Here is a 26,874-nt window from a genome sequence, read left to right on the forward strand (position 1 = left end):
AGAACACATGTAATAACTAACGGATTGCAGTATTAGGCAATTTTTAAGCAGGAACGCTCTACTTCCTTCTGCCGATTCCATCCATAATATTTTTCAGGGATATTATCTTTAAACAAGGAAAGGAGCATGTGTATGCATCAGTCAAAATGGATCATATTAACCATTATCATCGCTTGTCAACTTATCGTTGTGCTTGACGCCTCCATTATGGTAACGGCTATACCTGAAATTGGCCGTTCACTTCAAATGTCGACAACCAGCTTGACTTGGGTCCAAAACAGCTATATTTTGGCTTTTGGAGGTTTCTTGCTGCTTGGTGCACGGGCAGGGGATCTCTTGGGGCGCAGAAAAATGCTTGCTGCCGGTATTGGACTATTTTCGTTTACCTCTCTGCTAGCCGGTTTGGCGCCAACAGCCGAGTTTTTGCTTGTTTCCCGTGCATTCCAAGGCTTTGCAGCTGCATTGGCGACACCTGCTGCGCTTGCATTGCTGTCAGCGAGCTTTGTGGAGGCCAAGGAACGTTCTAGAGCGATCGCTATGTACAGTGCGGTTTCAGCTGCAGGCGGCAGCATCGGTCTCATTCTTGGCGGATTCTTCACCGATTTTATTTCTTGGCGCCTCGGTATGTTTATTAATGTGCCTATCGGGATTGTATTGCTGTATTTAGTTCAAAGGTTTATACAGCAATCAGCAACGAGGAACGGACGTTTTGATCTTTGGGGTGCGTTGACCTCCGTAGTCGGCATGACTGCGTTAGTATTCGGCTTTGTTCAAGCCGCGGATTATGGATGGGGGAAACCGGAAACATGGATTCCGCTTGCACTTGGGATGGTTTCGTTAACAGCATTCGTACTGATTGAAGCTCGAGCGGCCGAGCCGATCATCCCACTCCGATTGTTTGCAAGCCGCCAGAGGTCCGGAGCTTATCTTGGAAGGTTCCTCATGGTGTGCGGAAATTTTTCACTCTTTTTCTTTGTCCCTCAATATCTGCAAAATGTCCTCGGCTTCAGCTCATTTGAAGCAGGTTTAGCTTTCCTGCCATTTACAGGCGCCCAGTTTGGGATGATGTTCCTGATGCATAGATTGGTGCACCGTTATGGAAATATGAAAGTCCTGGTGACCGGGATGTTACTCGCAATCATTGGTACACTCTGGTTGAGCCGCCTTGCCTCCGTGCAAGCTCCGTTCTTCCCGCATATGTTCATTCTGCTGGCCATCATGGGTATTGGCGGTGGAATGGTGTTCCAACCGCTCACAGCGTTAGGGCTCTCAGATGTAGATCCTCGAGATACAGGAGCAGCTTCGGGTCTAATTAATGTCGCGCATCAAAGCGGTTCCTCGTTAGGTTTGGCTGTTCTTATAACTGTGTTTAATGTAACTATGCGTTCGGATCCATCTTCAACAATGCAATTCGCCCATGCGGTATCGAACTCCATATTGGGATCCGTCGTATTTATTATATCTGCCCTTGTTGCGACGCTTCTATGCCTACTTCCAACACGCCAGCCTGCTGGAAAACAAGTTATTTCAAACTCTTGACGGACAGAGAGCTGGTGTCATACCTCTTCGGGAAAGGAGAACCCGCCGCTGCGCTTGCTGCTCGGCAGTGATGCCGTTGCGATTGCCAATGCTGTGGATGCAGGCAAACTGGCGGAAACGAAGCGATGGGAGAAGCTCAGCGTCTCGACCGACTTTGAGGCGAAAGAGATGGACCCGAATGTAACACGTAGGTATGACGAATTTAACGATCAATAAGAGAGAGGTACGTTTGAAGGATGGGATAGAATCTTGATACGAAGTTCATGATAAATTAGGGTGAAGCATTACTTAGGATGTTATAGTAACCTACGATAAGGAGATCATGTTATGACTCAAATTGCTATGAATAGCGATGTTCTTACTTTCATTAACGTCTTCACCGTGGCTCCGGAAAATCAGCAGCGTCTAGTTGAACTGTTGACCAGTGCAACGGACGTTTCGGTTAAATATGCGCCGGGATTTATATCCTGCAGTCTTCATAAGAGTATAGATGGAACGAAAGTAACCATGTATGCGCAATGGAGAAGCATGGAGGATTATCAGGCGATGCGAGATGATCCGAAGCCGCTGCCGTATTTTCAAGAGGCACTGAAGATAGCTAGCTTTGAACCGGGTATGTATAAGGTCGTCCAAACCTATGAACAGACTCAGGTTGGGCAGGCTTAAGCTGCAGAACAGCCTATAAACAGAGTCATTGGATCACGAGTGAGGCGAATTATTGGAATACGCCAAAAAAGAAACAGACATCGAGTGGTGTCTGTTTCTTTTATTGGGTTTAACTAAATAGAAGCTGCATCATCGTGGCTTCTTAATAATGATATTATAATTTACTCTCCATTATCAGTCTATACTTTAGAGGATAATTCTTGTATGTTATTTCATACCGGCCGGTAAAAAGTCTAATTGTATTCAATGGATTCGGTTATGAAACGGGATTGGAGGGAAAGGTTTGAGGACGGATATAAGTAATTGGATGCCGCTAACGGTTTCGGAAATACATAAACTATTTTCTGACATTCCAATCCGATGGTGTATTGCCGGGGGCTGGGCTTTAGACTTGCATCTGCGTAAACAAACCAGGGAGCATAGTGATATTGATATTATTATTACTCGTGAAGAACAATTGATAGCTTATCAATATTTAAATCGCGATTGGATGCTGTACAGAGCTGAGGATGGCAAGCTTAGTCTTTGGGAAAATGGAGAGTATTTGAACTCGACCCATGATGTGTGGGTTACTAAGAACGATGAGTCGCCTTGGGCTTATCAACTTATGATCATAGATACCGAAGATGATTATTGGATCTATAAGAGGGATAAATCAATTAGAAAGCCAATGGCTGAAATGATATTGAAAACGGTAGAGGGCATTCCTTATTTGAGACCCGAAATTCAGCTTCTCCATAAAGCAGGAAGTTCGAAAGTAAGGGAGAAAGATTATATTGATTTCCAAACAATGCTGCCGTCGCTTCTGCATCAAGAAAAAGCATGGCTGAAATCATCTTTAAACCGGCAGTTTCCGGAAGGTCATGACTGGGTCGATTTTTTGTAAATAGCCTGGGAGGGCCATCTCAGCAGCGGGATTTCCGTAACGCTCGATATAAATAAAGCAGCCTTGATCCGAATAACGTATTGCCGGACATAGGCTGTTTGTTTTTTAACTCGCTCTCGCTTCCGCGAAAAAAAATTATCGATGAAATGAATACGTGGCATTGGGGGGCTCCGTGTTGACAAGGATCAGCAATTCCCGGTATTTCGAAAGCGCCGACTTTCCGTTCCATATCGCTCAGTATGCATTCCGAGCAGAGGAGATGGTGGAGCCGCACTCCCATGAATTCGTCGAGCTCGTCTATGTAGCGGAAGGGTCGGGCAGGCACGACTACCGCGGTGATTCGTACCGGATCTGCGAGGGTGACGTGTTCGTCATTGAGCCGGACGCCGAGCATTCCTACAAAGGCGGGAAGGATCCAAATCTGACGGTATACAATGTGCTGTTCGCGCCGTCGATTATATCGAATGAGCTGCAGATGTTATCTACGGTGGATTCGTTCGTTGATTTCTTTTATGTGGAGCCGTTTCTGCGGCAGTCGGTCCGTTTTCAGTCGCGCCTGAATGTGGAGCCGCACGATCAGCTGGAAATGAAGCATTTGCTGGATCGTATCCTTTCCGAGTACACATTAAAAAAACCGGGCTATCGGCTTCTCGTCAAAACGCGGTTGATCGAGTTGTTCGTTTTCCTGAGCCGCTGCTACGATAGGTCGCTGCACCGTCCGATGACGGCGCTCGCTCCCGAGCGGGAAGTGATGAAGCGGATGGCTGAATTCATCGAAACGCATCATGCCCGCCCGCTATCGCTCGAACAGGTCAGCAGATTGTGCGGCATGAGCCAGTCGTCGTTCACCGCCAAATTCAAGCAGCATATCGGCAAAACATTCATCGAATACCGCAACGAAGCGCGCATCGCCATGGCGAAAAAGCTGCTGCTTGCCTCAGACGCCGGCACCTTACAGATCGCCGGACAGGTCGGCTTCGACGATCTAAGCTTTTTCAACAAAGTGTTCAAGCAGCTGGTAGGCGTTACGCCTGGGCAATTTCGCAGGGCGGCTAAAGTAGAGGGAGAAGACGGCGGCTAATCGGCTGGCGAAGTCAATTTGTCCTCGCGCCCGGTGCTGCCTCTTTGGGAGAGGTGGCCGCTTGGGATGGCGTATCGTCCTGTTTTTTTGGCAAATTAGCCAAGATGCGCTGCACTTCTGTATTGTACATTGGTTTCAATCGAAAGGAGTGATTCCGATGTACAACACACTTGAACCGAAGAGCTTGCTTCCGCAGGACAAAATCGAGTTTTACCGCAAAAACGGCTTCGTTCAAATCGACAACGTGCTCACGGCTGACGAGCTGGAGGAATTGCGCGATTACATGGACGAAGCGATGAATTCCGCCCAAGGTATGTCCACGCAGACGGATCAACAAGGGGGAGCCTACTACCGTGTGCTGAATCAGCGGGTTAATATTTGGCGAGATCATGCCGGCATGGCCAAATATACGGCACATCCGCGGTTTGCGGAAATGGCCAGGCAATTGGTCGGTGCAAGCGGGATCAGGCTGTTTCATGATCACGCTCTGCTGAAAATGCCCGGAGATTCGAAGCCAACCCCATGGCACCAGGATTTGACGTATTGGCCGATGAACGAAACCGGCGCGTTGTCGGTCTGGATTACGCTCGATGACGTGGATGAGCATAACGGCTGCATGATGTTCGTTCCGGGCTCGCGCAGCATCGGCAAGCTGAATCCGATCAGTCTCGTCGATCCTCAGGACATCTTCGAATTTACGAAAGGGACCGAGCATGAGCATTCGAAGCCGGTCATCGTCCGCATGAAGGCGGGAAGCTGCACGTTCCATGACGGCCTGACGTTCCACTACGCCCATGCGAACGTCACCGACAAGCCGCGCCGGGTGCTCGCCATCATCTACATGACCGACGGCACGACGTACAGCGGCAAGTCGCATACGATTACGAACGGTCTCGGTCTCACCGTAGGTGAGCCGATCCGCGGCGGTTTGTTTCCGCTGCTCGCGCGGGCTTAAGTCGAAGGTTGAACAACGACAGGAGCAGCTGCCGCGGCAGTAGCTCCTTTTTGACATTGTGAAAACACAAACAGGCAGGATACTTTTACCGCTCGAAGCATGGCTGCTTAAAGCCATCGCTTCTTGAGCCAGACGCGGTAGACGACGTAGACGGCTCCCAAAAAAAGCACATATACGCCGACGGACAAAACGAGCTTGCTGGTGCCGGCAAACAGATTGCTCCCGATGAACGCAAACAGGAGCATAGCAGGAATTTTGCCCAATGCGGACGCTACGGCGAATGTAATGACCGAAATGGAAGTAATGGCAGGAAGGACATTGACGACAGCCTGAGGGATAACCGGGATCAGTCGAGCCAATAAAATAGTCAGGAACGGACTTTTTTCAATCGCGGCTTGGAGCTTTTCCAGCTTCTCATACTTGGACAAGTAAGCTTGGCCCTGCTTTTGAAACAAGTAGCGTGCCAGCCAAAAAACAATGACAGACGCGACGGAAGCAGCGGTCCAACTGATCAAAGCGCCCAGCAAAGGACCGTACATAAACCCGAGCAAGCCGATTACTATTTTGTAAGGGATGACCGGTACGATAATAAAACCGAGCGCAGCTGCGAAAATAAGCAAAACAGGCGCATCCCCATACTGCATCCAATGTAAAATTTCATCCTTGTATACATAAACAACGAATATGAGCACGAGATACATGCCGATGGTGTACCATTTCTTCATTTGGCAGGGTGTCTCCTTGGTCGGAGTCTTTTTTCTGGCGTGTTTATCATCCTTAGTGTACTATGTTCTAACAAAAAAAGCTCGTTTCCCGGGCTACCTGGTCAGGGAGGGGCTAGGGAACGAGCCTTGTAGCAATTGCGACTTTTAGGTACCACTAAACAGCCGCAACCGGCTTTGAACCGGCTGCGGCTTTTATTATTTTGCCATACTCCTGATCACTTTCGAAGACCTTCCTTTACATGCTTTAATTGGGCGACAATAATAAAACTGACGATCACGAGCAGAAACCAAGAGCTGAATTTGCTCCATGACACCATGCTCCAGCCTGCTTGTTGATGAGGGTATCGCCATGCCCCGAGCCATGTGCCGATATTTTCGGCGATCCAGATAAAAAAGCCGACAAGCGCGAAGCCAAGAGTGAGCGGCATCTTATACACGCTATCGCCTACTCGGAAATACAGCATCGTACGGAAAAACAATATAAACAGCAGTGCAGTCAATACCCAGCGCAAATCGGGAATAAAGTGGTGAGTCATAAAATTCAAGTAAATCGCCGCACCGAGCGTCGTCGTCCAGACGGAAGATGGCCATCGATCCAGCCGGATGTGGAGCCTGCGCCACGCCTGGCATAAGTAGCTGGCTACACTTGCATACATGAATCCGCTGTACAGCGGTACCCCTCCGATTTTGGTCCATCCCGCCTGCGGATAATCCCAGGAGCCCATATGTACTTTGAACAGTTCAAGCGCGAGACCAATGATATGAAACATGCAAATGACCTTTAGCTCATCGATGGTTTCCAGTCCTGCCCGCAGCATCACGATTTGCACGATAATACAGATGACGAGCATCCAGTCGTAAACCGGAATGCCGGGAAGAGGTGCGATTTTCAACAGCGCCAGCGAAAGAAAGATGCACACGGGAAACACGCAGGACATCGCTTCCTCGTAGCCAAACAGCAGCAGTTGTTTACCCCATTTCAAATTCATTCCAGATCCTCCTCCAAGAATTACGCCGGTAAAATAGATGTATGACACTACGTTCATTGTAATTCGAAAAACAAGAACTAAAAGAGAGATGTAGAAATTCAAAATTTCATATTTTTCAGGGAGCGCTGTTCAAGGTGGCATTTTGCTATATACTAGGGAGAGAATGTGGGATGAAGAGGGGACAGAGGTGGACGTATTGGGCGCAATGGACGATGATCAGCGGAGACAAGACCGCCGGGCGGAATCGGTAGAACGAGCCGCAGACGATGCAGTAAGCCGTTATTTGGAGAAAAAACGACGCGCTGAGCAAGCAGCTAACAAGGCGTTCGAACGGCATATCGAGAAAAAAGAAGAGGCTCTCCAAAGGGCTGATGATGTCGTTCAACGAGTCGTTGAGGCTCGCCGCGGCGCTTATGAGCATATGGAACGGCAGGCGGACCGCATATTTGAACAGCGGGAAGCGGAGGCAATGGCCCGCGAGCAGCGCATGGAGCAGTTAATCGCGCGCGTTCGCGAGGCGGAGCTGCGGCTCAAGGAAGAGATTGAGCAGAGGGCGTCGCTTACGCTGGATACCGTTCAGCTGGCCAAGCGGCTAACATTGGAGCGAATCGAGCGTGAAGCCGAACAAGCGGCGGCGCGTTATATCGAAGCGAAGAAGTCATCGGGCGGCAAGGAGACGACCTGGATCGATGAGGCGATGGACCGGCTCGAACAGAAACGGCAGCAGGCCAAGGCGGAAGCGGATCGTATTGCCGGTGAGATGGCCGCCCGAGTCCGGCAACTGGAGCGATTGACTCAGCTTGATGTTCGCGATCGATCCGCCTTTTTGCAAGGAAGAGCGGGAGGGACGCTCAATGATGCGGACATAGCGCAGTATGAACCGGGGATTATTGAACGGTTTGGCACCTTTTTGAGTGAAATATTGGGAAGCTTGATTCGTGTGCCGTTCGAAATTGTAGAAGCGTTGACTGGAAGCGAAATGATCGGCAGGATCGGTATGGCGGTAGGCGGATCTGTAGAGCGTTCCGGTATAACGACGGCCAAGGCGGTCCAAGGCGCGGTTGACGTCGTTCACGGCATCGTCGCCGACGATAATGAGAAGATGAAGCAAGGCGCGCACAACCTGAAAGAAGCAGGATCACGCGTTATTAGAGGAGCTGCTAATACGATCGAATATACAGCCCGCAGCGTGGGAGATGTTGTCAGCGGCGATTCTTCCCGCATGGGCCGCGGTGTAGAAGGATTGCTTACGGCAGCGGCCGTTATGGCGATTCCGGCGGGATTGGCGCTGGATTTGGGCGGCTTGGATATCGAGCTCGGAGGCGACGATTCCAGTGAGGTAGGGATGCATCACGTGAACCCGCATGAGGTAGGAGGCTATACGAGAGCTGACGGAACGGAGGTCGGTCCGTATCACCGCGGCGGAGATGACGGATATGACAGAACGAACCCTGATGGGAATCCGGATAATAATTTAAGTTGAAGGATTTTGACGTAACTACGTCGTATATTTGTTGTATATTTAAAGAGGCGTTGGTTAATACCAGTTTATGAGAATTCAGTTTCAGTTATAAACCCAATACATACGCCAAATGTGGATTTCTGTATCAGGGATGATAGAGAGAGTAGGAGGGATAGAATGTCTTATACCGTTGATTTTAATCATGTGTCTACGGTTGGTTTGGAGTCTTCACCTGTAGCGGAAGCGCTTGCTGGTTTACGTGCGAATGAGGCCCGTTACTTTATGAACAAATACAAGCATGAATTTACGGTTGTACCCGCTAGTGAAAGCCAGGAGAGCCTTGATTATGTGAACCGCATTTTGAAAGAAGAACGTAGTATTGAGTTTGCGGCCAAGCCTTTGGAAACGTCGCGTTTTCAAGTGGAAAATATCCAGTTTACCTACGTCTTTTATGAGGATGGCCTTGGGCTTAATGTCATGTATACGGTTGATGACCCTAAGAAGCGGGCCGTTGGCTTTAAGCTTTCCGAGGGGATGGAGGTACCCGCGGAGTTAGAAGGGAAGTTTAAGTTCGCCAGGCAGAAGTCTAAATTAGCCGGAACCATCCGGGGTTCGTTTTTTGTAATTAAAGGACAATATTAAAAATTGGCATACGGCTAGAGCCCGCTCCATTTAGGAGAAAGGGCTTTTTTGTTTGCACAAAAATCTCTTGCAGGTGACGTAACGTAACCAGTTATACTGGGTTTAACGTTGATTAAGGCTCAAACGGAAGGAGGAGAGAGGACTTGAAAGACACCAGATACTTCACGACGGGACAATTGGCCAAGCGGACGGGATTAACCATTCGAACCTTGAGATATTACGACCAGATAGGACTGCTGATACCGGACAAGGAGCAGACGGGATCGGTGCGAAGGTACGGCGTGGATGACCTAAGGCGGCTGCAGCAAATTCAGACGTTGAAGTACGTGGGGTTGTCGCTGGAGGAGATCGGCCATCTTATGGCTGCGGAAGCGGGGGCAGGCTGGAAGATTCGGGAATCGCTTCTTGCTCAGCTGGATGTGCTGCGGCAGAAGATGACCCATACGGGAAACGTCGTGCGGGCGATCCGAAGGGCGTTGGAGGATGCCGACGGGCTGAACGATGGAGGATGGAACCGTCTGGCCGATATTATTCAGGCGGTGCAGACGGAGCAGAGGTGGGGGGAACAGTATCGGAATGCGTCTCGGCTGCAATCCCGAATACACCTCTATGACCGGTTCTGTACCAATCCGTACGGATGGCACAGATGGGTATTGGAACGGCTTGGGCAGGAACCTGATGTTTCTGTGCTGGAGCTGGGCTGCGGGGATGGAGCTTTGTGGTTACGAAATGCCGATCGTATTCCGAAAAGCTGGCGCATCACGTTAACGGATCTATCTGACGGGATGCTGGATGAAGCACGAAGCCGTCTCAAAGGCCTGCCCCAGTTTAAGTTCCTGGTCGTGGACGCGCAAGAAATCCCCTTCCATGACGGACAATTCGACAAGGTGATCGCCAACAACATGCTCTACCACGTAGAGAACATCCCGCAGGCTATCGGGGAAATGCACCGTGTCTTAAAAGAAGGCGGCCGCCTCTACACCACGACGATGAGCCTGGAGCATTTGCAGGAGGTGGAGCATCTGGGGGCGTCCTTTGACCCGGAAATGCAGGTGCTGGACCGTGTCATTGAAAGATTTCATCTCGGGAACGCGCCCGAGCTGCTCTCGCCCTTCTTCCGCGAGATTGCCCCGTATTTATACGAGGACAGCCTCAGGATCACCGAGGTCAAACCTCTGATTGACTATATGACCTCTACTCCCATGAATGCGAGGTTACGACTGCAAGGAGATGCTTTTGACCGCTTCCGGGGTTATGTCGAAGCTATTTTGGAACGTGAGGGAGCGCTGCTGGTTACGAAAGAAAACGGAATGTACATAGGGAGGAAGTAAGGATGGAGACGGCTCAAATTAGGATTAGAAATGTTACAGAGGAAACTTTGTCGGATAACTGGTATGTGCTGAAGAAGGTCACCTTTGAGTACCAAAACGATCACGGGGTTTGGGAGAAGCAATCGCGTGAAGTGTACGATCGCGGCAACGGTGCCACCATCCTCCTCTACAATCGGAAGCATCAAACCGTGGTACTGACCCGCCAATTTCGGATGCCAACCTATAAGAATCAGAATCCTACGGGCATGCTGATTGAAACCTGCGCCGGATTGTTGGATCAAGAGACGCCGGAAGCATCCATCCTGCGCGAGACGGAGGAAGAGACAGGCTATAAGCTCACGATGGTGCAAAAGGTCGGAGAAGCTTACATGTCACCGGGGTCTGTGACGGAGCTTGTGCATTTTTATGTAGCGGAGTATGACGCAGCCATGGCAACGGGAGGCGGAGGCGGTCTGGATGAGGAGCAGGAACACATCGAAGTGCTGGAATTGCCGTTCAACCAAGCATTAGAGATGATACGGACCGGCGAAATCCGGGATGGGAAGACGATCCTGCTGCTTCAATACGCTGAGCTGCACGGGCTGCTTGCCCGAGGTCCGGAACCCAAACCGCTGCATATTCTTGTCGCTGGACCCTATCGGTCGGGAACCGGCGATGACCCGGAGAAGATCGAGCAGAACCTTCGTTTCATGAACGAGATCGCCTTACACATCTACGAAGCCGGTCATATGCCGGTTCTCGGGGAATGGTATGCGCTTCCGTTGATCACGACCGCAGGGTCTTCTGAAATGGGCGATGAGACATTCAACCGGATGTTTCACCCGTCATCGGTCCGGCTCCTTAACCATTGTGATGCTGTATTGAGGATAGGAGGGCCGTCGACAGGAGCCGATGAGATGGTAAAAGCCGCAAAGGAAAAAGGAAAGCTAATCTTTGAGAGGCTCGAGGATATTCCCGTGCTGAATGCGTAACATTTCAATCCAGCCGCATTGTTCAAAAACAACGCCTCCAAAACCACTGAATAAGTGGAGATAGAGGCGTTTGTTTTTGATTATAAGCGTCCTCGCTTCGCTTTCGTGCAATGCAGGCTGTACCTTTTGCCGTAACCTCTGGCAACAGAGAGAATCCGTCTAATCATTTTTTTGCTCGGTAGCTTGGTGAACGGACAAGGATCCGGGCGGGTATTCACCTCAAGAATCCAAGGCTTCAACTTGTGATCGACGGCGATATCGATTCCGAGTCCTCTCGAAGGATACACGCGGCCGAATTGAACGGCGGTTCGTTTCGCCATACGCTTCATTTTGTATAAAAGCCTCTTGGCTCCACGCTTTCCTGCAATTCGGCGCATGAGTCCATATGCCGGGTAAATGGTGCCGCCTTGACTTCCGTTCGTCACGGCTTTTCGAGGATGCGCCAGCCTGGCGAGCGTTCCCGTTACAACCCATGGTCCGCGGCGCTTTTTTTGGATCATAACGCGAAAATCGAACGGGCGCCTGCGGTACTTGAGCATACGGATTCCTTTTTGAACGACGTAGCTCCGCTGCCCTCTACGCTTCTTCAAGGCGCGGTACATAGCTTGAAACGTATGGAATGAGTATGTTTTTACCCCGCTGCGGAAAGAATACCCCCCGCCTCGCTTCTCCACGCGGATAACCCCGACGCCTTGTTGTCCTCTGGTAGGCTTTACATAAACCATTTCATACTGATTTAGCATGTCATTCAGCAGACTTTTCCTTAACTTCCGTGTGATCGGAACGTACCTGGCTAGCCTCGGATCCCGCAGCACGATTCTGGAGCTTTTCAGCTTGCTGCGAATATAATGCCGACTGTAAACCATAAATTAGCAGCCCTCTTTTCCGCGATAGCGTTTGTTTTATGCAGTACTAATATACGAGTCGGCGGGTGCACATGTGTTGGGTGATTATCATTAATACGAATCCAATGTTACTATGTAGTTAGAACGCGACCAGAGATGATTCCAAATGTATTACTCTCCATTATTTATTGGTGATTAAGGAGCAATAAATCGAAATCAAAAACACCCCTTCAGCAACAATGGAAGGGGTGAAGTTAGCGGTAGTCAGGGACTTCAGTCCAGGATAGCCGCTTTTTTCTTATATTCACGCAGCATCTGTTGACTGCCCACCGGCCATCTGTTTAGCGCGTCGTGCGGTCATCCACTGAACCAGGCTGTACACTACTAGAAACAGCATCATGCATCCCGCCGAGTAGCGGTACATAACGGCATAGCCAGTGACTGAGGAGATCGCCCCGAGCAGCAGAGCGCCTATCGCTACGCCGAGGTCCGTCGAGTTATAAAACATACTGTTGGCCATACTATGCTGCTCTTGGGCCGTCGAACGCAGCATCCACGCTTGAATCGTCGGCTGAATGGCGCCGAATCCGAGTCCGTATAGGAGTGCGGACGCAATGAGCATCGGAAGGTTCGTCGTGAAAGATAGCACCACCATGCTGGCTACAACGCAAGCGGCTGCGGGCAGAAGAACGGCGGCATGCCCCCTGCTGTCGAACAATCTCCCTGAGATAGGCCGGATGATAATAATGGTGATCGCATTAAACAGGAAAAAGAGGCCGACCTGCTCCAAATGCACCGATTGGCCGAATAGCGCGATAAAGCTCAGCAGACCGCTGTAGGTGACGGACAAGAGGACGTTTAGCAGCGCGGGAAACAGCAGTTGCTTGTTAAAAGGCTGCTTGGCCTTATGGGATGGGCCGGCGCCGCTAACGTCACTCGCGGCGGTTCGTTTGTGAGCCTCCGGCGGGATGGATCGGGAAAACAGAAGGATGGGAAATATAAAAAGAGCCGTAGCCGCGCCGACAACAGCAAGGGTGTTGAATCCATATTGGTTCATGACATTAAGGCCGATCATAGGCCCAATAGACATGGCAAGGCTGGTGGACAGCCCGAAATAACCGATGCCTTCCCCCATTCTATGGACCGGAATAATTTGCGAGACCAGTGTCGGAATAATCGTGCTTGCCATGCCGAAGCCGATCCCGTACCCAACCCTCATGGCAAGCAGCGACCCGATGGAGCCGGCTCCGATATAGCTAGCCGTAATGAAAGCCGCCAATGCCAACCCGATGAATAAGAGCACGTTGCGGTGTACTTTGCGGATCAGACCTGCCGTTAAAAAACGAGTCGCAATCGCAGCTAACGCGAATACGCTCGTTACAAGACTTACGATGAGGTCGTTGGTTTGAAAATGTCCCTTTACATAAGCGGGGAAGGAAGACAGCAGCATTTGCAAATTCAAAAATAACAGAAAAGAACCTAACGTTAAGCAGATGAACGATTTCGTCCATAGCCGGTTGGATTGCTCGATATTGTTCATGCTTCTCTTGGACCTACTCTCTATCCATTAATTTGTGCTTTCAGGCATGCCTCTTATACCTGAAATTTATTTGTTGTTATAACAACTATTTATAAAACAACTATAATGAAAATTCATGAAAATGTCAATGATGGACCGTTGACCGTTTCGGTGCAAATCACAAAAAGACATGCTGCTCAAGCCGGATATTGGGTGAGAGGCACATCTTTTTGCGGATACTATTCTCAAACGATCGTATGTGAAAAAGAACTTCTACTCCCGAATGCCGTACAAGGCGGCCATGGCTTTAACCTCATGCGTCACCTTCAACAGCAGCTCGGAAGGAGCAAGCACCTCGATGTTCGACCCGTAGAAGAGAACAATCTCCACGGCGGAATCCAATGTTTGAAACTGAACGGCAGCTTCCAGCCAGCCGTCGCTCCGGGGCGCACTGCGCAGGATCCGTGCGTATCTCTCCTGGGCGAATCGGGAGCGCAGCGGCTCACGGATCTTCAGCAGGGCGGGAAACAGGGGCAAGCTGGTCTTAAATTCACTCTTCGACTGCTCCCAGTAAGACTCCAGATCGAAGCCCGCGGGGCGCTCGAACGTTTCCTCGAGCATTTGCGCACTCTGAAGCCGCGAGATGCGGTATGTGCGCAAATCGCCATCGACTTGAGCGACGAGGTACCAGACGCTTCGTTTGGCTACGACACCGAGCGGATGCACCAGCCGTTCGACGGTCCCGTCGTCACGCCGGTATTGCACGACCAGCTTCCGTTCGCCCCAAACCGCCTCCTGAACGGCTGACAAGAGCGGGTACGACTCGTCCAGCTGATGCCAGCCGGCTCCATCGATATGAATACGCTGGCGTACGATTTCGGCATTGCTGCGGATGGTCGAGGGGGAGGCCGCGAGCAGCTTTTGATAAGCGGCTTCAAAGTCGGTCCGCAATCCTAAGTCATCCAGCAGATGCGACGGATTCGACAGCAGCAGCGATAGGATCTCCTCGGTTTTCATTCCCGTTAGCTGGGTCCGGTACCCTTCGGACAACACCCAGCCCCCTTTGGCCCCGCGCTCTGCATATACGGGAATCCCGGACATGCTTAACGCTTCCATATCGCGGAAGATGGTTCGCTCCGATACCTCCAATTTGTCGGCAAGCTCCCGCGAAGACATTCTTCCATGGTTTTGCAGCAGCAGCAAAATAGACAGCAGCCGATCCGCTTTCAAATCGGTTTTCCTCCTTTTGGACTCTTTCGGCATTATCGAATATGTGTTCATTTTACCATAATAATATGACAGTAGTTGTCATATATCGAATGATATTCTAATCGTAGAAGATATCAATCAGGAGGAGATGAAGGAATGGAAACCATAGTCAAGCAGCGAAAAGTGATTCTTTATATTGCCATATCGATGGACGGGTTCATTGCCCGGGAAAACGGAGATATCGAGTGGTTGACCGCTATAGAAGGAGAAGGCGACAACGGTTACGGAGACTTTATTCAAGGTATCGATACGGTCATAATGGGCCGTTCGACATATAAGCAGCTGGGGACATTATCCGACGAGTTTCCGTATCCCGAGCAAACATGCTACGTCTTTACAAGCTCCGCAATGAAGGAGGATCCGAATGTTGAATTCGTTCGTGAGGATATCCCGGCTTTTGTCCGGAAGCTGCAGCAGCAGGAAGGAAGCGATATTTGGCTTGTCGGCGGAGCGGGCTTGGCTGAGCATTTCATGAAGGCGGACTTGATCGACGAGTACATCATTTCCACGGTTCCGATTGTGCTTGGACAAGGGATTCCGCTGTTCAAAGGAAATTTGCCTGAAATCCCGTTCGTCCTCAAGGAAGTGCGGAGATACGGACAAATTGCGCAGTGCCATTACGTCAGACCGGCATCCGAATAAAGGGAGGGGCCATGAACGATTATATCGAAATCAAGGGTGCGCGGGAGCATAACCTGAAGAACATCTCTCTACGCATACCGAAATACAAGCTGGTCGTGTTGACCGGAATGTCCGGTTCGGGCAAATCCTCACTTGCGATGCGTACACTGCAGCAGGAGTGTCAAAGGCAATACATGGAATCGATGGGGATGGTAACGGATTACTTGAGCAAGCCTGATGTAGATTCGATTACAGGCTTGTCTCCCTCCATCAGCATCGGTCAGCACAACAACAACCGGAATCCCCGCTCAACCGTAGGGACCGTAACCGAGATTTACACTTACTTGAGAGTCTTGTTTGCGAGATTGGGGGAACGGTCCTGTCCTTCCTGCGGGCATAGAGTGAAGCCGGCTTTTGAACAAGAAAGTCCGGCGGCTGCCTTAGATAAGGAAAGCGAGCAGCTGGAGGAGGGGGAGCGTTCGGAGGGGCAGACCGTAGAGTGCCCGGCGTGCGGACACAGGCTCGAGCAGCTGACGATGGCGCATTTCTCCTTCAACAAATGGCAAGGAGCTTGTCCAACCTGCTCCGGGCTCGGGTTCACCAGCCAGCTGCGGATGGAGGCCATATTCGACATGGAGCTTAGCGTTAGCCAAGGCGGAGTCAAAATGTGGGACGGGGACAGCTTTCTGCTGCCGTATTACACGGAATCGCTGCAGGCCGCCGCGCACCATTACGGCTTCGAATTCGATGCGGAGCTGCCGATTAAGTCGTACAACGAAGCCCAACGCACACTGCTGTTCGACGGCGTGTCAAGCGACGCCTTCCAAGCGTTGTTTCCAGGACGGAAGCCGCCGAAATCCGTAGGTAAAGGGAAGTTCGAAGGCGTCGTGACCACCTTTACCAAGAAATATAACGAGAGCCTGAACGATGAGGAAGCACAAAAAAAGTGGAGCAAATATTTCGCGACGAAACGGTGTACGGATTGCGGCGGCACACGGCTGCGCCAAGAAAGCCGGCAGGTTACGCTCCGTAACGCATCGATCGTCGACATTGCAGAGTACGATCTGGATGAGCTGTGGCATTGGCTGCAGCGGCTGCAATACGGTCTCGGCCCCGAGGCGAAGGCAATCCTGCAGCCCATCCTGAGCGATCTGACGGAGCGTATCCGGCGCTTGCTCGATATCGGCCTCTCGTACTTGACGCTGTCCCGTCCGGCTGTGACGCTGTCGGGCGGCGAAGCGCAGCGGCTTCGAATCGCGGCACTGCTCGGTTCGGGATTGACCGGCGTGCTCTACATTTTGGATGAGCCAACGACCGGCCTTCATCCGCAGGACTCGCTCAAGCTCATTCAAGCGCTGCAGCGGCTGCGGAATTTGGGCAACACGGTGCTGCTGATCGAGCATGATACGGACGTGATGGAGATGGCGGATCATCTTATCGATATGGGGCCGGGAGCAGGCAGGGACGGCGGATATATCGTAGCGGAAGGAACGCCGCAAGAGCTGCGGCATAGGGCTGACTCCGTCACGGCTCCCTATTTAGGAGCGCGCCCGCTGGCTGATCGTCCGAAGAGACGGACGGGAAGCGGCCGGCAGCTTGTGGTTCGGGATGCCTCCGAGCATAACCTGAAGCAGATATCCGTGTCCGTTCCGCTTAACCGGCTTATCGCGATAACCGGCGTATCGGGCTCGGGCAAATCGACCTTCCTGTTCGAGGTAATAGAAAAGGCGATTCAGGACGGATATAAGGCCGATCGTATCCAGGGAACGGAGCAAATCGACAAGCTGATCACAGTGCATCAGGAGCCGGTCGGCAAAATTTCGCGATCTAACATCGCTACCTACACTGATTTGTTCACGGCCATCCGCAGCTTATACGCCGGGCTGCCGGAAGCAAGGAAACGAGGGCTTACGCCGAAGCACTTCTCCTTCAATACGGCCGGCGGAAGATGCGAGAAATGCAAAGGGCTGGGCGTTTTGCATATGGACATGCATTTTTTGCCCGATGTGGATGTGCCTTGTCCCGTGTGCGGAGGCAAACGGTTCCGTAAGGACATTCTTGAGGTGAAATATGGCGGTTACAGTATATCGGACGTTCTGGACCGCACGGCTGAAGAGGGCATCGCTATTTTCGAAGCCCATCGTGACATCAAGAAAAAGCTTGAGCTGCTGGCCGAGGTAGGGCTCGGCTACGTCAAGCTGGGCCAGCCGACCAGCACGCTGTCCGGCGGCGAAGCCCAGAGAATGAAGCTGTCCAGGGAGCTCGGCAGGAGCGGGGCCGGCCATGCGCTGTTTTTGCTGGATGAGCCGACGACAGGCTTGCATCCGGCGGATGTGGAGCGATTGATCCGTTTCCTGAACAAGCTGGTCGATGCGGGCCATTCGGTCATCGTCATCGAGCATAACCTGGATGTGATCTGCGCGGCGGATTGGATCCTCGATTTCGGTCCGGAGGGAGGCAAGGCCGGAGGGCGGATCATTGCACAAGGGACGCCGGAGGAGGTTCAGTATGCGGAAGGGTCTTATACAGCGGCTTTTGTGAAGCAGCGGTTGAGTCCTGCTGGCCGGGAGCAGCAAGTGCAGTGATCCCGGCCCATTCCGACGTTTACAGTCTGTGGAAACTGCTGTAAGCTAAAGAATGGAAAGGCGGGCGATACGTTGCACTCTGTTCGAACATTGCTACGATATGTTGCACCCTATAAATGGCTTTTCGGCGTGTTTCTTCTAACCATCATTCTCGAAATCATCTATTCCATAGCGGCTCCTCTCAGCTTGAAATATTTGGTGGACGAGGCGTTCGCGCCGAAAAATATACAGGCTTTTGTCACAATCCTGATCGTTCTGCTTGCTGGAGGGACGCTCAGTATCGCCGCCGGAACGTATGGAGACTATACGCTTAGCAAGCTGAGCGGCAAGGTGGTTCAGAGGCTGCGGACGGAGCTGTTCCTTCATACTCAGAAGCAATCGATGCCTTTTTACCAGCAATTTCGGATCGGCGATATCATTACCCGGTTTTCCTCGGATATGGCTTCCATAGAAAGAGTGATCAGCGGTTCGCTTCCTCTTTTTCTGAAGGAGGCGCTGAGCGTGGTCCTGGGGCTTGTCATGCTCTGTATATTGGAATGGAAGCTGACCTTGGCGATGGTAGTCGGCTCCGTACTGATGTATGTCGGTCCCCGATTGCTGCAAGGAAGAGCGGAGGAGGCGAACATTCATTACAGGGAGGCGCAGGAGCGGTTCTCCAATCAGATCGACGAGACGGTCAAAGGGCATAGAACGATCAAAGCGCTGCACCAGCAGGAGGCATTTCTTGAGCGTGCCCGCAAACAGGTGGAGCAGTTATTCCGCCTAGGGCTCAATATGCACTGGATTAATTCGCTTCTCGAAAGGCTTCCGCTGACGGGGTTATTACTATTGAACGGGATTATGATCGGCTTCGGAGGCTTTTTGATCTTCCGCGATGAGCTGACCGTAGGAAGCTTTATGGCCTTTTTTACATTATTCCTAAGCGTCGGGCAATCCGCATCGAACTTGTCGTTCATCGTTCCGAATCTCATCGAGTCTGGCGTCAGCTTCCGGCGGATTGGGGAAATCCTCGATTACCGTCCTGACGTTCCGGAGGCTGCAGATTCGTTGGAGCTTCCGTCCATGAGCCGGGATATAACTATGGAGAACGTCACGTTCGGTTACACGGAAGCAGCCGAGCAATTGAAGAATGTCAGCTTGCGCATCCCTGCCGGGAGCTACGCCGCATTCGTCGGACCGAGCGGTTCGGGCAAAAGCACTGCATTGCAGCTGCTCTCGCGCTTCTATGATCCGAGAGAGGGCGCGGTCAAGATGGACGGCTGCGATCTGCGCGCCGTAAGCGAGGCTTCGCTTCGCCGGCGGACGGGAATCGTGTTCCAGGACACGTTCTTGTTCCATGCGACGATCCGGGACAATCTGCTGCTGGATCGGACTGGGGATGCCGTTACGAAAGAGCAAGCCATGACGGATGCGGCCCGGCAGGCTCAAATTCATGATACGATCCTGAGTTGGCCGGATGGCTATGACACGGTCATCTTGAACGAAGGAGCGAGCCTGTCCGGCGGGCAACGCCAGCGGATCGCCATTGCGAGAGCGCTGCTGAGAGATCCGGAGCTGCTCCTGCTGGACGAAGTGACCTCCGCCCTGGATCCTGCCTCCGAGGCGGATATTAACCGGACGATTCAAGAGCTGAGGCGGCGGAAGACGATCATTTCCGTCACGCACCGGCTATCGTCGATTGTCCATGCCGACGTCATCTTTGTATTCCGGGACGGCCGGATCGTCGAATCGGGTACGCATTCAGAGCTTCTGCAGCAAGAGGGCCTGTACTACGAGATGTGGGAGAAGCAGCACGGCTTCGTCCTGTCACCCGATGGCCTGCACGCCACAGTGGACGAGCAGCGGCTCGGGAAGCTGCCGTTTTTCAGCGGCATCGATCCGTCACATTTGCGCGATATGACCTCGTTGTTCACAACCGAAACATTCAAGGACGGGGAGGATGCTGTGCGTGAGGGTGAGCAGGGCGACAAGCTGTACATCATCGTGCGCGGCAGGTTTGAAATATTGAAAACTACGGCAGACGCGAAGGAACAGCGGGTAGCGGTACTACAGGACGGGGATCATTTCGGTGAGATCGCTCTCTTGAGAGGAATTCCCCGGACGGCGACGGTACGGGCTATGGGGCCATCGGTCTTGCTTTCCGTAAGGCGCGATGTGTTCCTCGATCTGACCCGCAAGCATCCGCATATTTATCAGACGGTGGAACGTACGCTTAAGGAACGGCTGTAGAAAAGGTGCTTCAACTTCACGTTTAGCAGCGGAACAAACGACGGGCAGCGCCCGCACAGTATAGAAGCTAGCGCGCAGAGGCGGCATTCACGGGACACCCGAAAGGGTGTTCTTTGTCGTTGCTGCATGAACAGGGAGGTATGATCGGGGGAGAGGAATAATCAATATCTCACATATAACCCTAATATTGACAAATGATCATTTCGGTAATGAATCTCCTTTGGTACTGTAAGCATCAGATACAGGCGGAGGTGCACATCCGACCAAGTATCTGAAGCCCATACACGAAAGGATGATCCATGATATGAGAAAAGCACTCGGTCTATTTTTATCCCTGGGACTCACGGTATCTTTATTCGCAGCCATTCCCGCACAAGCGGCTACTACAGTCAATGAGACCATCATCGTCCCGGCAGGCACTACGTTCGACGGCGGAGGCCAAACCTATGTAGCTAACGCGAGCACATTAGGAGACGGCAGTCAGGCGGAAAATCAAAAGCCGGTATTCCGTCTGGAAGCCGGAGCGACCTTGAAGAATGTCATTCTTGGAGCGCCCGCCGCTGACGGAGTACACTGCTATGGAAGCTGCAACATCACGAATGTCACCTGGCAGGATGTCGGCGAGGATGCGCTGACGCTTAAATCGTCCGGCACGGTGAACATTACGGGCGGCGGTGCGTATAAGGCTTACGATAAAGTGTTCCAGATGAACGCAGCCGGAACGATCAATATTAAAAACTTCAAAGCCAACGATATCGGAAAGCTCGTTCGGCAAAACGGCGGAACGACGTTCAAGGTCGTGATGACCGTAGACAGCTCGGACATTTCGAATGTGAAGGATTCGATCCTTCGCACGGATAGCAGCACCAGCACAGGCAAAATTACGAACACGAGATATTCCGGCGTGCCGACCTTATTCAAGGGCTTCGCGTCGGGCAATACGAGCCAATCCGGCAACACGCAGTACTAGGGGTGCGGGCTGGCAGCTGCGTTGTATGAAGAACAAGGACGGCTGTTGAAATAGGCAACCGCATCCGTCCGGCGGTAAGAGCCCGGCACCGAACTAACGGGTGCCGGGCTCATTGTGTCGGCTTTTTCAGTTCCTGCGCAGGCAAGCTCAGAAGCATACGAATCAGAATTTCGCAAGGGAATTTCGCAGCCTGATTTTGAGCTACGGCTGCTTTTTCATATAAGTGCAGGCTTTGGAGTCTGCATTGCCGAATTTCGTCGTAAGCGTATTTCCTTCGGCTTTCAGCTCGATCGTATCCGAGCCTGCGCTGCCGTAGTCAATGCGGTACGTATCTCCATTCACCTGCTTGTATGTTCCTGTCGTAGTTTGACCACCGGTTCTGGAGTACGAGACGGTGCCGTCCTTGTAGAAGGAGAAAAAGTCATGGCAGCGGCCTTTATCCGCTGCAGCCACTTCCCAGTCTCCGACAAAGGGAGGCTCCTTCGGCTTGGAGGAACACGCGCCGAGGAACAACAAGACGGACATGAGGATGATGAGCGTTCGTTTCATGAACGGCCTCCTATTTGATCAATTTGATAAGGCTTCTGCCGGCGCTGCTGACCGTATTGGCAGCCATTCCGGCCGCCTTGCTCCCTGCGCCGGTGGAGTACATAAATTCGCGGATAAAGGCGGGAGATTTGATCACAAGCACCATGCATCCTATCGAGCCGAAAATGCCCATGTACTCGCCCTTGAACGGATTGGTGCCGGTCGCCAGCTTGATCGCCATCATAATAAGCAGATACTGAACGCTTTGTGTGAAAGCGACGGACAGCAGATGACGCCACCAGCTTGGAAACAGATTGAACTCCTGGTTCAAAATCGACATGATCGCTATCGGCCCCGATACGACCAGAAAGGCCAGCTCGGCAAACCGCAAGCACTGCTGAAAGGCGAACACGGCGAGAAGCGCCAGAAACACCAGCGCCAGAATGACGATAAACAAGCTGCTCGTAGCGCCCATGAACAGCAAATAGATGGCGGCGAATCCGACGACGGCGGCTCCGTCCTGATCTACGCTGGGGACAGCGAGAAACCCCCGGCTGAATTCACCGGACAGCGTCAGGATGGCTTCTACACCCCAAGGAAGACTCATCATGAAAACCGGGATGAGGAAGATTTTGGGCAGCAGCTTTCTCAGCTCGCTCCGGTCCCCGTCCGCCAAGGACAGCACATAAATCCGCAGGCACTGGTAGATCAAGAACACGGTTGCAAGCGACCAGCTAACCCCTTTGATCAGATTGAAAAACGTATTGATCGTAGCGTTCTGCAGCAGATCTCCCGGCTTCAGAATAAAAATTTCAAGCATGTCCTTCATCACGTCGAATGCCTGATTGGCCAGATCGATCAGGATGTTCTGGAATTTGCAGTCGATCTCGGTCCAGCCGCACTCTTTTTTATCGATTTTCTTAGCATTGCTTTTTCCGGAGGGCTCGGCAGGAGGAGCTTGAGGTGAAGGACTCGGCGTCGCTGTCGGCTCGGGAGCTTCCGTTGTCGTGCTTGGCGCAGGAGCTGTTGTAGTCGGACCTGGAGCGGGAGTTGGATCGGCAACGACGTGGCTAGTAGGCGCATTGGCAAACAGCAGAAGAACGACGAGCAGCAGAATCACCGGTCTCGATAGCTTTCCGTAATAGAAGCGAACGGTTTCTTGGTCCGGCAGTTTTTTTTGGCGTAAGGCTGCCCGCATCGATTGGAACTTTTGTACAAAAAGCTGCAGCAGGCTCATGAGAACTCCTCCTTTTCGGCAGGACGTTACAGTTTTTGCTGATGAACGATTTCCACACGATCGATCAAGTAGGCTTGCTTGTCGGCGGACCGGACTAACGCCAGTCTGACGTAGGTTATCGAAGTAGAGACAACGTTGTTGATTGTCAAATGATGCCTGAGCACCAGCATCCCGGTTCCGTGCGTTTCATCCACCCGGTGAAAATAAGGCTCCACATCACTCACCGTACCCGAGATCGTCAGCGTGCTTTTCGGGATTTCGTCCGCAGGGCCGGATGGGAACAGGCTTTTGTAGCCATTCTCCGTCAGCAGCGGCTTCGCTTTAGTGTAACGATCGGTAATTTGGTCAAAAACGAAAAAGGCTTGAGCAAATCCGGCAATTGTCGGAATACCGTCACCGGCCAGGGCTGCCTTGGCCTGATCGCGCTCCTTCTTGAGCTCGGAAAGCTGCGATGTAAGAGACGCATTGCGGGCCTGCTCGTCAGACCATGCTCTTTTGGCAGACAAAGCCCATAACGAGACGCTTGCGAGCAAAAAGAACAGCACGCCGATGGCGATCCATTTTATTTTCTCATCGAACTCCACGGCTGGAATCGCCTCCTTATCGGCTTGCTTTACGGAATTTCTTGCGCACCACGATTTCTCTGATGAAAGGGTCGAGCGTTGTCATCGGCGGACAATCCGGCCATAGCCGTAAAGATGGCTTCTCCAGTAGCCGGATGTGAAGGAATCGATGCTCACTCCCGAGCTGTTGGAATTGATCATTTTGCCGCCGCCTATATACATGCCGACGTGGGTGACCGGGACACCGGCATCGTAGGTGCCGGTAAAGAACACAAGATCCCCGGGCTTCAAATCGCTTGCCTTCACCCGTACGGTGGCACGGTATTGATCCTGGGCGACACGGGGGAGATTAATGCCGGCGGCATGCTTGAAATTCCATTGCATTAAGGAGGAGCAGTCGAAGCCCTCCTTCGGCGAATTGCCCCCGAAGTTATACGGGAGTCCCAGATAGCCCCGCATGCTCTGATAGACCGAGTTAAAATCGAAAATTTGCCCTCCGGCCGCTGTGACGGCGTAAGAGTCCATACCGCCAAGATTGCGCATCACTTTCTCGACGTACGTGTAATCGCCGTAGCAGGCATTCACCTTGCCGCGAAAATCGTCCGGGTCGGGACAGCTCCACGACAAGAGACGGGTCTGCTCCTGGGAAAACTTCAAAGCCAGCTCCTTTGTATAGCTGCCTCCGTTGCGCTTCACATAGTCGATGAACCCGGAACCGTAGTTGTATGATTGCAGGGCCAGCGGGAGATCGCCTCCAGCTTGCTTGAGCACGAGTGCGAAGTTCTCCACACCGGCGCGTATGGAGTACTCGGGATCCGTAATGCAATTCGGCCTCTTGCAGTATTTGCGGTTGGCCGGACTCTCGGAAGCCTGCATCGGATCCAGACCGGCGCCGCCGCTTTCCTGCTGCATGATGGCCAGAATGACCTGCACGTAGTCAGCCACTCCGAACTGCTGTGCATATTGGGTGACGACCGGTTCGTACCGGAGCACCTCCCGGCTCACATTGGCCATGCCGGGAGGATACGCGCCGTCTCCTCCTCCGCCGTCCGACGAGCCCCCGCCGAAGATGAGAATGATTACCATCATGACAAAGACACAAATGCCGAGCACCATATAGGCAATCGGCTTACGGAAATGCCATAGCTTGGATAAAATGAGATACAACGTACCCGGATCCATCAGCCGAACACTTCCTCACGCTTCAAGCCGTACAGCGGCTGCTCCTCCGGATCTTCCCCGTATTTTTGCCGGTACCAGCGGCTGTCCCACAGCCGCAGCTCCTCCTGGGTCAGCTCGACTTGAATGTGCACCTTTTTGGAGCCGACGACATAAATGCCTTTTCCGGCATTCTTATGCTTCTCCGCATCCTCTACGACGAGAAGCCGCTGCTCGGCCTCCGAAAACTTTTCCGATGTTTTGTTCATAATGTCCTGAATCTCCTGAGCGGTCATCGGCAAATACAGCTTGGTGACGGAATTCAAAATAACGGCTTCCCCGTGATTTCGGGAACCGTCAACGGCTGACAGGAAGTCTCCGACCTGCTGGGTAGCGGAGGTGACGCCGCCCTGGAACGAGCGGATCAACTTGTACATCGAGCTGAGAAACTCCATGGCGGTCGGGTTTTTCGGATCGGCGAGAATGTGAGCTTCGTCCACGTAAATCTGTTTCACTTTCGTTCTGTCCATCGTAGCGTCGTCGGTCAAAAATGTCAGGATGTTGTACATCGCCACTTGCCGCAGGTCGGACTCCGACCGTAAATCGTAAATATCGAAATTAATCAGATCATTGGATAAGTCCACATTCGTGTACCCGTTGAACGCTTTGGAATAGGAGCCTTCCACGTAAGGGTACAGCACCTGGTAAAATCCGCTCAGCGTCTCATAGGTCCGGTCCGTTTCGATCAGATGGCCGATCGTCCGGTACAAATCGCTCATGATCGGGAAATCGGTGCTTTTCAGCCGGGAGAAATCGGTACCCCACTCGATCCCTTTGCGGCGGTACGTTTCCACTATGGCTTTCTCCAGCAGGGCCAGCTCGACTTGCTGATTGACCAGCGATTTATACATTAGAGTGAACATGGTCTTTAACCGAGCGATTTTTTGATGAAGCAGCGAGACGGCGACCGGATTCCCGTCTTCATCAAGCATGATGGAGGAATTCATGATTTCAAACGGATTGATGATATCGCCGGAGGTTGGGGAGATCTTGACCCATATGCCCCCTAGCCGCTCGAATTTGCGTCCGAATTCCGCTTTCGGGTCGATGGTCCGGATGATCGTGCCTTGAATCCAACGGCGCATCATATCTCCCCAAATGTAGGTCGACTTCCCTCCGCCGGAAGTTGCGATGACCACCTCGTTGCGGTTGATCAGCTGATCGTGGTCTACGACGACGACCGAATGCGTCTTCAGGTTTTTGCCTTTCACTACCCCTCGATCCGCAAAAATCTCCGCTTCGTCAAAAGGAAACAGGCTCGAGAGCGCTTCGCCGTCAAAATTGCGGTACGTCATTTCTGGCAGGTCGTTAGACCGGATCGGGAGCGCGGATGTAAATGCGTCGAGCATCCGGGTGTTCGGTATGATCGCCTTCAGATTCCGTCCGCACTTCGCCTTGACCGTGCTCGTTAACCGCTCCAGCTCCTTCAGCGACCGCGCTTGCAGCAGGATGTACATATGCTGATCGAAAATTTTCTGATTCCGTCCCGAGGTCAGATTATCCAGCAGCACTTCCGCATCCTCCAGCTCCTTCTGCAGACGGATCGCGTCCTTCGGCTGGATTTTCGGCTCGTTCATCCGTGCCTTCAGCTCGATGATAGCCCGGTTCAGGGAGGTGATCATCCCTTCCGAGGAGCGGGGAGCGATATGATGCGACAGCGAGATGTTGCCGCTCGTTTCGTGCAGCCCCGACAGCCAGTTGATGAGCACATCGTTCGCATAATGGGCGACCGCCAGCACCCTGACATAGTTGCGCCCGAGGCGGAGATGATCGAGCTCCTCCTGGATGCTGTCCGGTGCGAGCATATCGAGAAAAGCGGAGTTGTCGTCCATCAGCTGCTCGAGATGCGGGCGATCGTCCGTTTGCTTCTTTTTCCTTCTGAATATGGAAATCACCTCCTAAGAGTTTTTGCGTTAGCAAAAACTTGCTGCGTAAGGATAGGCTGAGTTTCGCGATAGCGAAACTTGCTACGTAAGGATAGGCTGAGTTTCGCGTTAGCAAAAACTTGCTGCGTAAGGATAGGCTGCGATAGCGAAACTTGCT

The 26,874-nt window shown here is 52.2% G+C and carries 24 protein-coding genes; 14 read left to right on the forward strand and 10 right to left on the reverse strand.

The window, feature by feature from the left end; all coding sequences use genetic code 11:
- Positions 1–132: 132 nt before the first annotated feature.
- The 6 genes from ACFQ88_RS26425 (at position 133) to ACFQ88_RS26450 (ending at position 5,127) form a co-directional block, all read left to right on the forward strand.
- The gene (locus tag ACFQ88_RS26425; protein ID WP_379458748.1) at positions 133–1,539 is read left to right on the forward strand and encodes an MFS transporter; all 1,407 of its coding nucleotides are present in this window, start codon (positions 133–135) and stop codon (positions 1,537–1,539) included.
- A 54-nt stretch (positions 1,540–1,593) separates the two neighbouring features.
- On the forward strand, positions 1,594–1,755 hold the full coding sequence (locus ACFQ88_RS26430) for a hypothetical protein (RefSeq protein ID WP_239628694.1): 162 nt from the start codon (positions 1,594–1,596) through the stop codon (positions 1,753–1,755).
- Positions 1,756–1,866: 111 nt separating this feature from the next.
- Complete coding sequence (locus ACFQ88_RS26435; protein WP_379458751.1) at positions 1,867–2,205, forward strand: antibiotic biosynthesis monooxygenase family protein; 339 nt, start codon at positions 1,867–1,869, stop codon at positions 2,203–2,205.
- Between the two features lie 283 nt (positions 2,206–2,488).
- Entirely contained in the window at positions 2,489–3,091 is a 603-nt protein-coding gene (locus tag ACFQ88_RS26440; protein WP_379458753.1) for a nucleotidyltransferase domain-containing protein, read from the forward strand.
- A gap of 175 nt (positions 3,092–3,266) precedes the next feature.
- On the forward strand, positions 3,267–4,172 hold the full coding sequence (locus ACFQ88_RS26445) for an AraC family transcriptional regulator (protein WP_379458755.1): 906 nt from the start codon (positions 3,267–3,269) through the stop codon (positions 4,170–4,172).
- A 157-nt stretch (positions 4,173–4,329) separates the two neighbouring features.
- Entirely contained in the window at positions 4,330–5,127 is a 798-nt protein-coding gene (locus tag ACFQ88_RS26450) for a phytanoyl-CoA dioxygenase family protein (RefSeq protein WP_379458757.1), read from the forward strand.
- A 107-nt stretch (positions 5,128–5,234) separates the two neighbouring features.
- On the opposite strand, the gene ACFQ88_RS26455 is transcribed toward ACFQ88_RS26450, so the two are convergent.
- Both ACFQ88_RS26455 and ACFQ88_RS26460 read right to left on the reverse strand, forming a co-directional pair.
- On the reverse strand, positions 5,235–5,852 hold the full coding sequence (locus ACFQ88_RS26455) for a TVP38/TMEM64 family protein (RefSeq protein WP_379458759.1): 618 nt from the start codon (positions 5,850–5,852) through the stop codon (positions 5,235–5,237).
- A 215-nt stretch (positions 5,853–6,067) separates the two neighbouring features.
- Complete coding sequence (locus ACFQ88_RS26460) at positions 6,068–6,841, reverse strand: DUF817 domain-containing protein (protein WP_239628688.1); 774 nt, start codon at positions 6,839–6,841, stop codon at positions 6,068–6,070.
- Positions 6,842–6,983: 142 nt separating this feature from the next.
- Between ACFQ88_RS26460 and ACFQ88_RS26465 the strand changes: the two genes are divergently transcribed.
- The 4 genes from ACFQ88_RS26465 to nudK all read left to right on the forward strand — a co-directional run bounded on the left by ACFQ88_RS26465 (position 6,984) and on the right by nudK (position 11,247).
- On the forward strand, positions 6,984–8,324 hold the full coding sequence (locus tag ACFQ88_RS26465; protein WP_379458762.1) for a hypothetical protein: 1,341 nt from the start codon (positions 6,984–6,986) through the stop codon (positions 8,322–8,324).
- Between the two features lie 156 nt (positions 8,325–8,480).
- On the forward strand, positions 8,481–8,945 hold the full coding sequence (locus ACFQ88_RS26470) for a phage tail protein (RefSeq protein ID WP_239628686.1): 465 nt from the start codon (positions 8,481–8,483) through the stop codon (positions 8,943–8,945).
- A gap of 143 nt (positions 8,946–9,088) precedes the next feature.
- Entirely contained in the window at positions 9,089–10,276 is a 1,188-nt protein-coding gene (locus ACFQ88_RS26475) for a MerR family transcriptional regulator (RefSeq protein WP_379458764.1), read from the forward strand.
- Positions 10,277–10,278: 2 nt separating this feature from the next.
- Positions 10,279–11,247: a GDP-mannose pyrophosphatase NudK gene (nudK, locus tag ACFQ88_RS26480; protein ID WP_379458766.1), complete on the forward strand. Its 969-nt coding sequence runs from the start codon at positions 10,279–10,281 to the stop codon at positions 11,245–11,247.
- An 80-nt stretch (positions 11,248–11,327) separates the two neighbouring features.
- On the opposite strand, the gene ACFQ88_RS26485 is transcribed toward nudK, so the two are convergent.
- The 3 genes from ACFQ88_RS26485 to ACFQ88_RS26495 all read right to left on the reverse strand — a co-directional run bounded on the left by ACFQ88_RS26485 (position 11,328) and on the right by ACFQ88_RS26495 (position 14,841).
- Positions 11,328–12,113, reverse strand: a complete 786-nt coding sequence (locus tag ACFQ88_RS26485; protein WP_379458768.1) for a YheC/YheD family protein — start codon at positions 12,111–12,113, stop codon at positions 11,328–11,330.
- A 283-nt stretch (positions 12,114–12,396) separates the two neighbouring features.
- Positions 12,397–13,632 carry an MFS transporter gene (locus ACFQ88_RS26490; protein ID WP_239628681.1) on the reverse strand — a complete coding sequence of 412 codons (1,236 nt, stop codon included), beginning with the start codon at positions 13,630–13,632 and terminating at the stop codon, positions 12,397–12,399.
- 252 nt (positions 13,633–13,884) lie between these two features.
- Positions 13,885–14,841, reverse strand: coding sequence for a helix-turn-helix transcriptional regulator (locus tag ACFQ88_RS26495; protein WP_379458771.1), 957 nt, complete (start codon positions 14,839–14,841; stop codon positions 13,885–13,887).
- 135 nt (positions 14,842–14,976) lie between these two features.
- Between ACFQ88_RS26495 and ACFQ88_RS26500 the strand changes: the two genes are divergently transcribed.
- The 4 genes from ACFQ88_RS26500 to ACFQ88_RS26515 all read left to right on the forward strand — a co-directional run bounded on the left by ACFQ88_RS26500 (position 14,977) and on the right by ACFQ88_RS26515 (position 21,285).
- Positions 14,977–15,522 carry a dihydrofolate reductase family protein gene (locus tag ACFQ88_RS26500; protein ID WP_379458773.1) on the forward strand — a complete coding sequence of 182 codons (546 nt, stop codon included), beginning with the start codon at positions 14,977–14,979 and terminating at the stop codon, positions 15,520–15,522.
- A gap of 11 nt (positions 15,523–15,533) precedes the next feature.
- Positions 15,534–18,086 (forward strand): excinuclease ABC subunit UvrA, encoded by a 2,553-nt coding sequence (uvrA, locus tag ACFQ88_RS26505; protein ID WP_379458775.1) that lies wholly within the window; start codon positions 15,534–15,536, stop codon positions 18,084–18,086.
- A gap of 129 nt (positions 18,087–18,215) precedes the next feature.
- A complete protein-coding gene (locus tag ACFQ88_RS26510) occupies positions 18,216–20,315 on the forward strand; it encodes an ABC transporter transmembrane domain-containing protein (RefSeq protein ID WP_379458777.1) in 2,100 nt (699 codons plus the stop codon).
- Between the two features lie 304 nt (positions 20,316–20,619).
- A complete protein-coding gene (locus ACFQ88_RS26515; RefSeq protein WP_379458779.1) occupies positions 20,620–21,285 on the forward strand; it encodes a pectate lyase in 666 nt (221 codons plus the stop codon).
- Between the two features lie 201 nt (positions 21,286–21,486).
- Here the strand turns inward: ACFQ88_RS26515 and ACFQ88_RS26520 are convergent, their stop codons facing one another.
- The 5 genes from ACFQ88_RS26520 to ACFQ88_RS26540 form a co-directional block, all read right to left on the reverse strand.
- Positions 21,487–21,834 (reverse strand): hypothetical protein, encoded by a 348-nt coding sequence (locus ACFQ88_RS26520; protein WP_379458781.1) that lies wholly within the window; start codon positions 21,832–21,834, stop codon positions 21,487–21,489.
- A 10-nt stretch (positions 21,835–21,844) separates the two neighbouring features.
- Positions 21,845–23,050 (reverse strand): conjugal transfer protein TrbL family protein, encoded by a 1,206-nt coding sequence (locus ACFQ88_RS26525; RefSeq protein WP_239628667.1) that lies wholly within the window; start codon positions 23,048–23,050, stop codon positions 21,845–21,847.
- 26 nt (positions 23,051–23,076) lie between these two features.
- Positions 23,077–23,634 carry a hypothetical protein gene (locus ACFQ88_RS26530; protein ID WP_379458783.1) on the reverse strand — a complete coding sequence of 186 codons (558 nt, stop codon included), beginning with the start codon at positions 23,632–23,634 and terminating at the stop codon, positions 23,077–23,079.
- 81 nt (positions 23,635–23,715) lie between these two features.
- Positions 23,716–24,795: a bifunctional lytic transglycosylase/C40 family peptidase gene (locus ACFQ88_RS26535; protein ID WP_239628664.1), complete on the reverse strand. Its 1,080-nt coding sequence runs from the start codon at positions 24,793–24,795 to the stop codon at positions 23,716–23,718.
- Positions 24,795–26,726, reverse strand: coding sequence for a VirB4 family type IV secretion system protein (locus ACFQ88_RS26540; RefSeq protein ID WP_379458786.1), 1,932 nt, complete (start codon positions 26,724–26,726; stop codon positions 24,795–24,797). The genes ACFQ88_RS26535 and ACFQ88_RS26540 overlap by 1 nt, the downstream gene beginning before the upstream one ends.
- Positions 26,727–26,874 lie beyond the last annotated feature (148 nt).

The sequence above is a fragment of the Paenibacillus sp. NPDC056579 genome (genome assembly GCF_042793215.1).
Taxonomy (GTDB): Bacteria; Bacillota; Bacilli; order Paenibacillales; family NBRC-103111; genus Paenibacillus_S.

Excerpts from the sequence above, each read along its gene's own strand:
- ACFQ88_RS26425 (WP_379458748.1), top strand. The coding sequence starts at position 133 with ATGCATCAGTCAAAATGGATCATATTAACCATTATCATCGCTTGTCAA.
- ACFQ88_RS26435 (WP_379458751.1), top strand. The coding sequence starts at position 1,867 with ATGACTCAAATTGCTATGAATAGCGATGTTCTTACTTTCATTAACGTC.
- ACFQ88_RS26450 (WP_379458757.1), top strand. The coding sequence starts at position 4,330 with ATGTACAACACACTTGAACCGAAGAGCTTGCTTCCGCAGGACAAAATC.
- ACFQ88_RS26455 (WP_379458759.1), bottom strand. The coding sequence starts at position 5,852 with ATGAAGAAATGGTACACCATCGGCATGTATCTCGTGCTCATATTCGTT.
- ACFQ88_RS26460 (WP_239628688.1), bottom strand. The coding sequence starts at position 6,841 with ATGAATTTGAAATGGGGTAAACAACTGCTGCTGTTTGGCTACGAGGAA.
- ACFQ88_RS26470 (WP_239628686.1), top strand. The coding sequence starts at position 8,481 with ATGTCTTATACCGTTGATTTTAATCATGTGTCTACGGTTGGTTTGGAG.
- nudK (WP_379458766.1), top strand. The coding sequence starts at position 10,279 with ATGGAGACGGCTCAAATTAGGATTAGAAATGTTACAGAGGAAACTTTG.
- ACFQ88_RS26485 (WP_379458768.1), bottom strand. The coding sequence starts at position 12,113 with ATGGTTTACAGTCGGCATTATATTCGCAGCAAGCTGAAAAGCTCCAGA.
- ACFQ88_RS26490 (WP_239628681.1), bottom strand. The coding sequence starts at position 13,632 with ATGAACAATATCGAGCAATCCAACCGGCTATGGACGAAATCGTTCATC.
- ACFQ88_RS26500 (WP_379458773.1), top strand. The coding sequence starts at position 14,977 with ATGGAAACCATAGTCAAGCAGCGAAAAGTGATTCTTTATATTGCCATA.
- uvrA (WP_379458775.1), top strand. The coding sequence starts at position 15,534 with ATGAACGATTATATCGAAATCAAGGGTGCGCGGGAGCATAACCTGAAG.
- ACFQ88_RS26515 (WP_379458779.1), top strand. The coding sequence starts at position 20,620 with ATGAGAAAAGCACTCGGTCTATTTTTATCCCTGGGACTCACGGTATCT.
- ACFQ88_RS26520 (WP_379458781.1), bottom strand. The coding sequence starts at position 21,834 with ATGAAACGAACGCTCATCATCCTCATGTCCGTCTTGTTGTTCCTCGGC.
- ACFQ88_RS26525 (WP_239628667.1), bottom strand. The coding sequence starts at position 23,050 with ATGAGCCTGCTGCAGCTTTTTGTACAAAAGTTCCAATCGATGCGGGCA.
- ACFQ88_RS26535 (WP_239628664.1), bottom strand. The coding sequence starts at position 24,795 with ATGGATCCGGGTACGTTGTATCTCATTTTATCCAAGCTATGGCATTTC.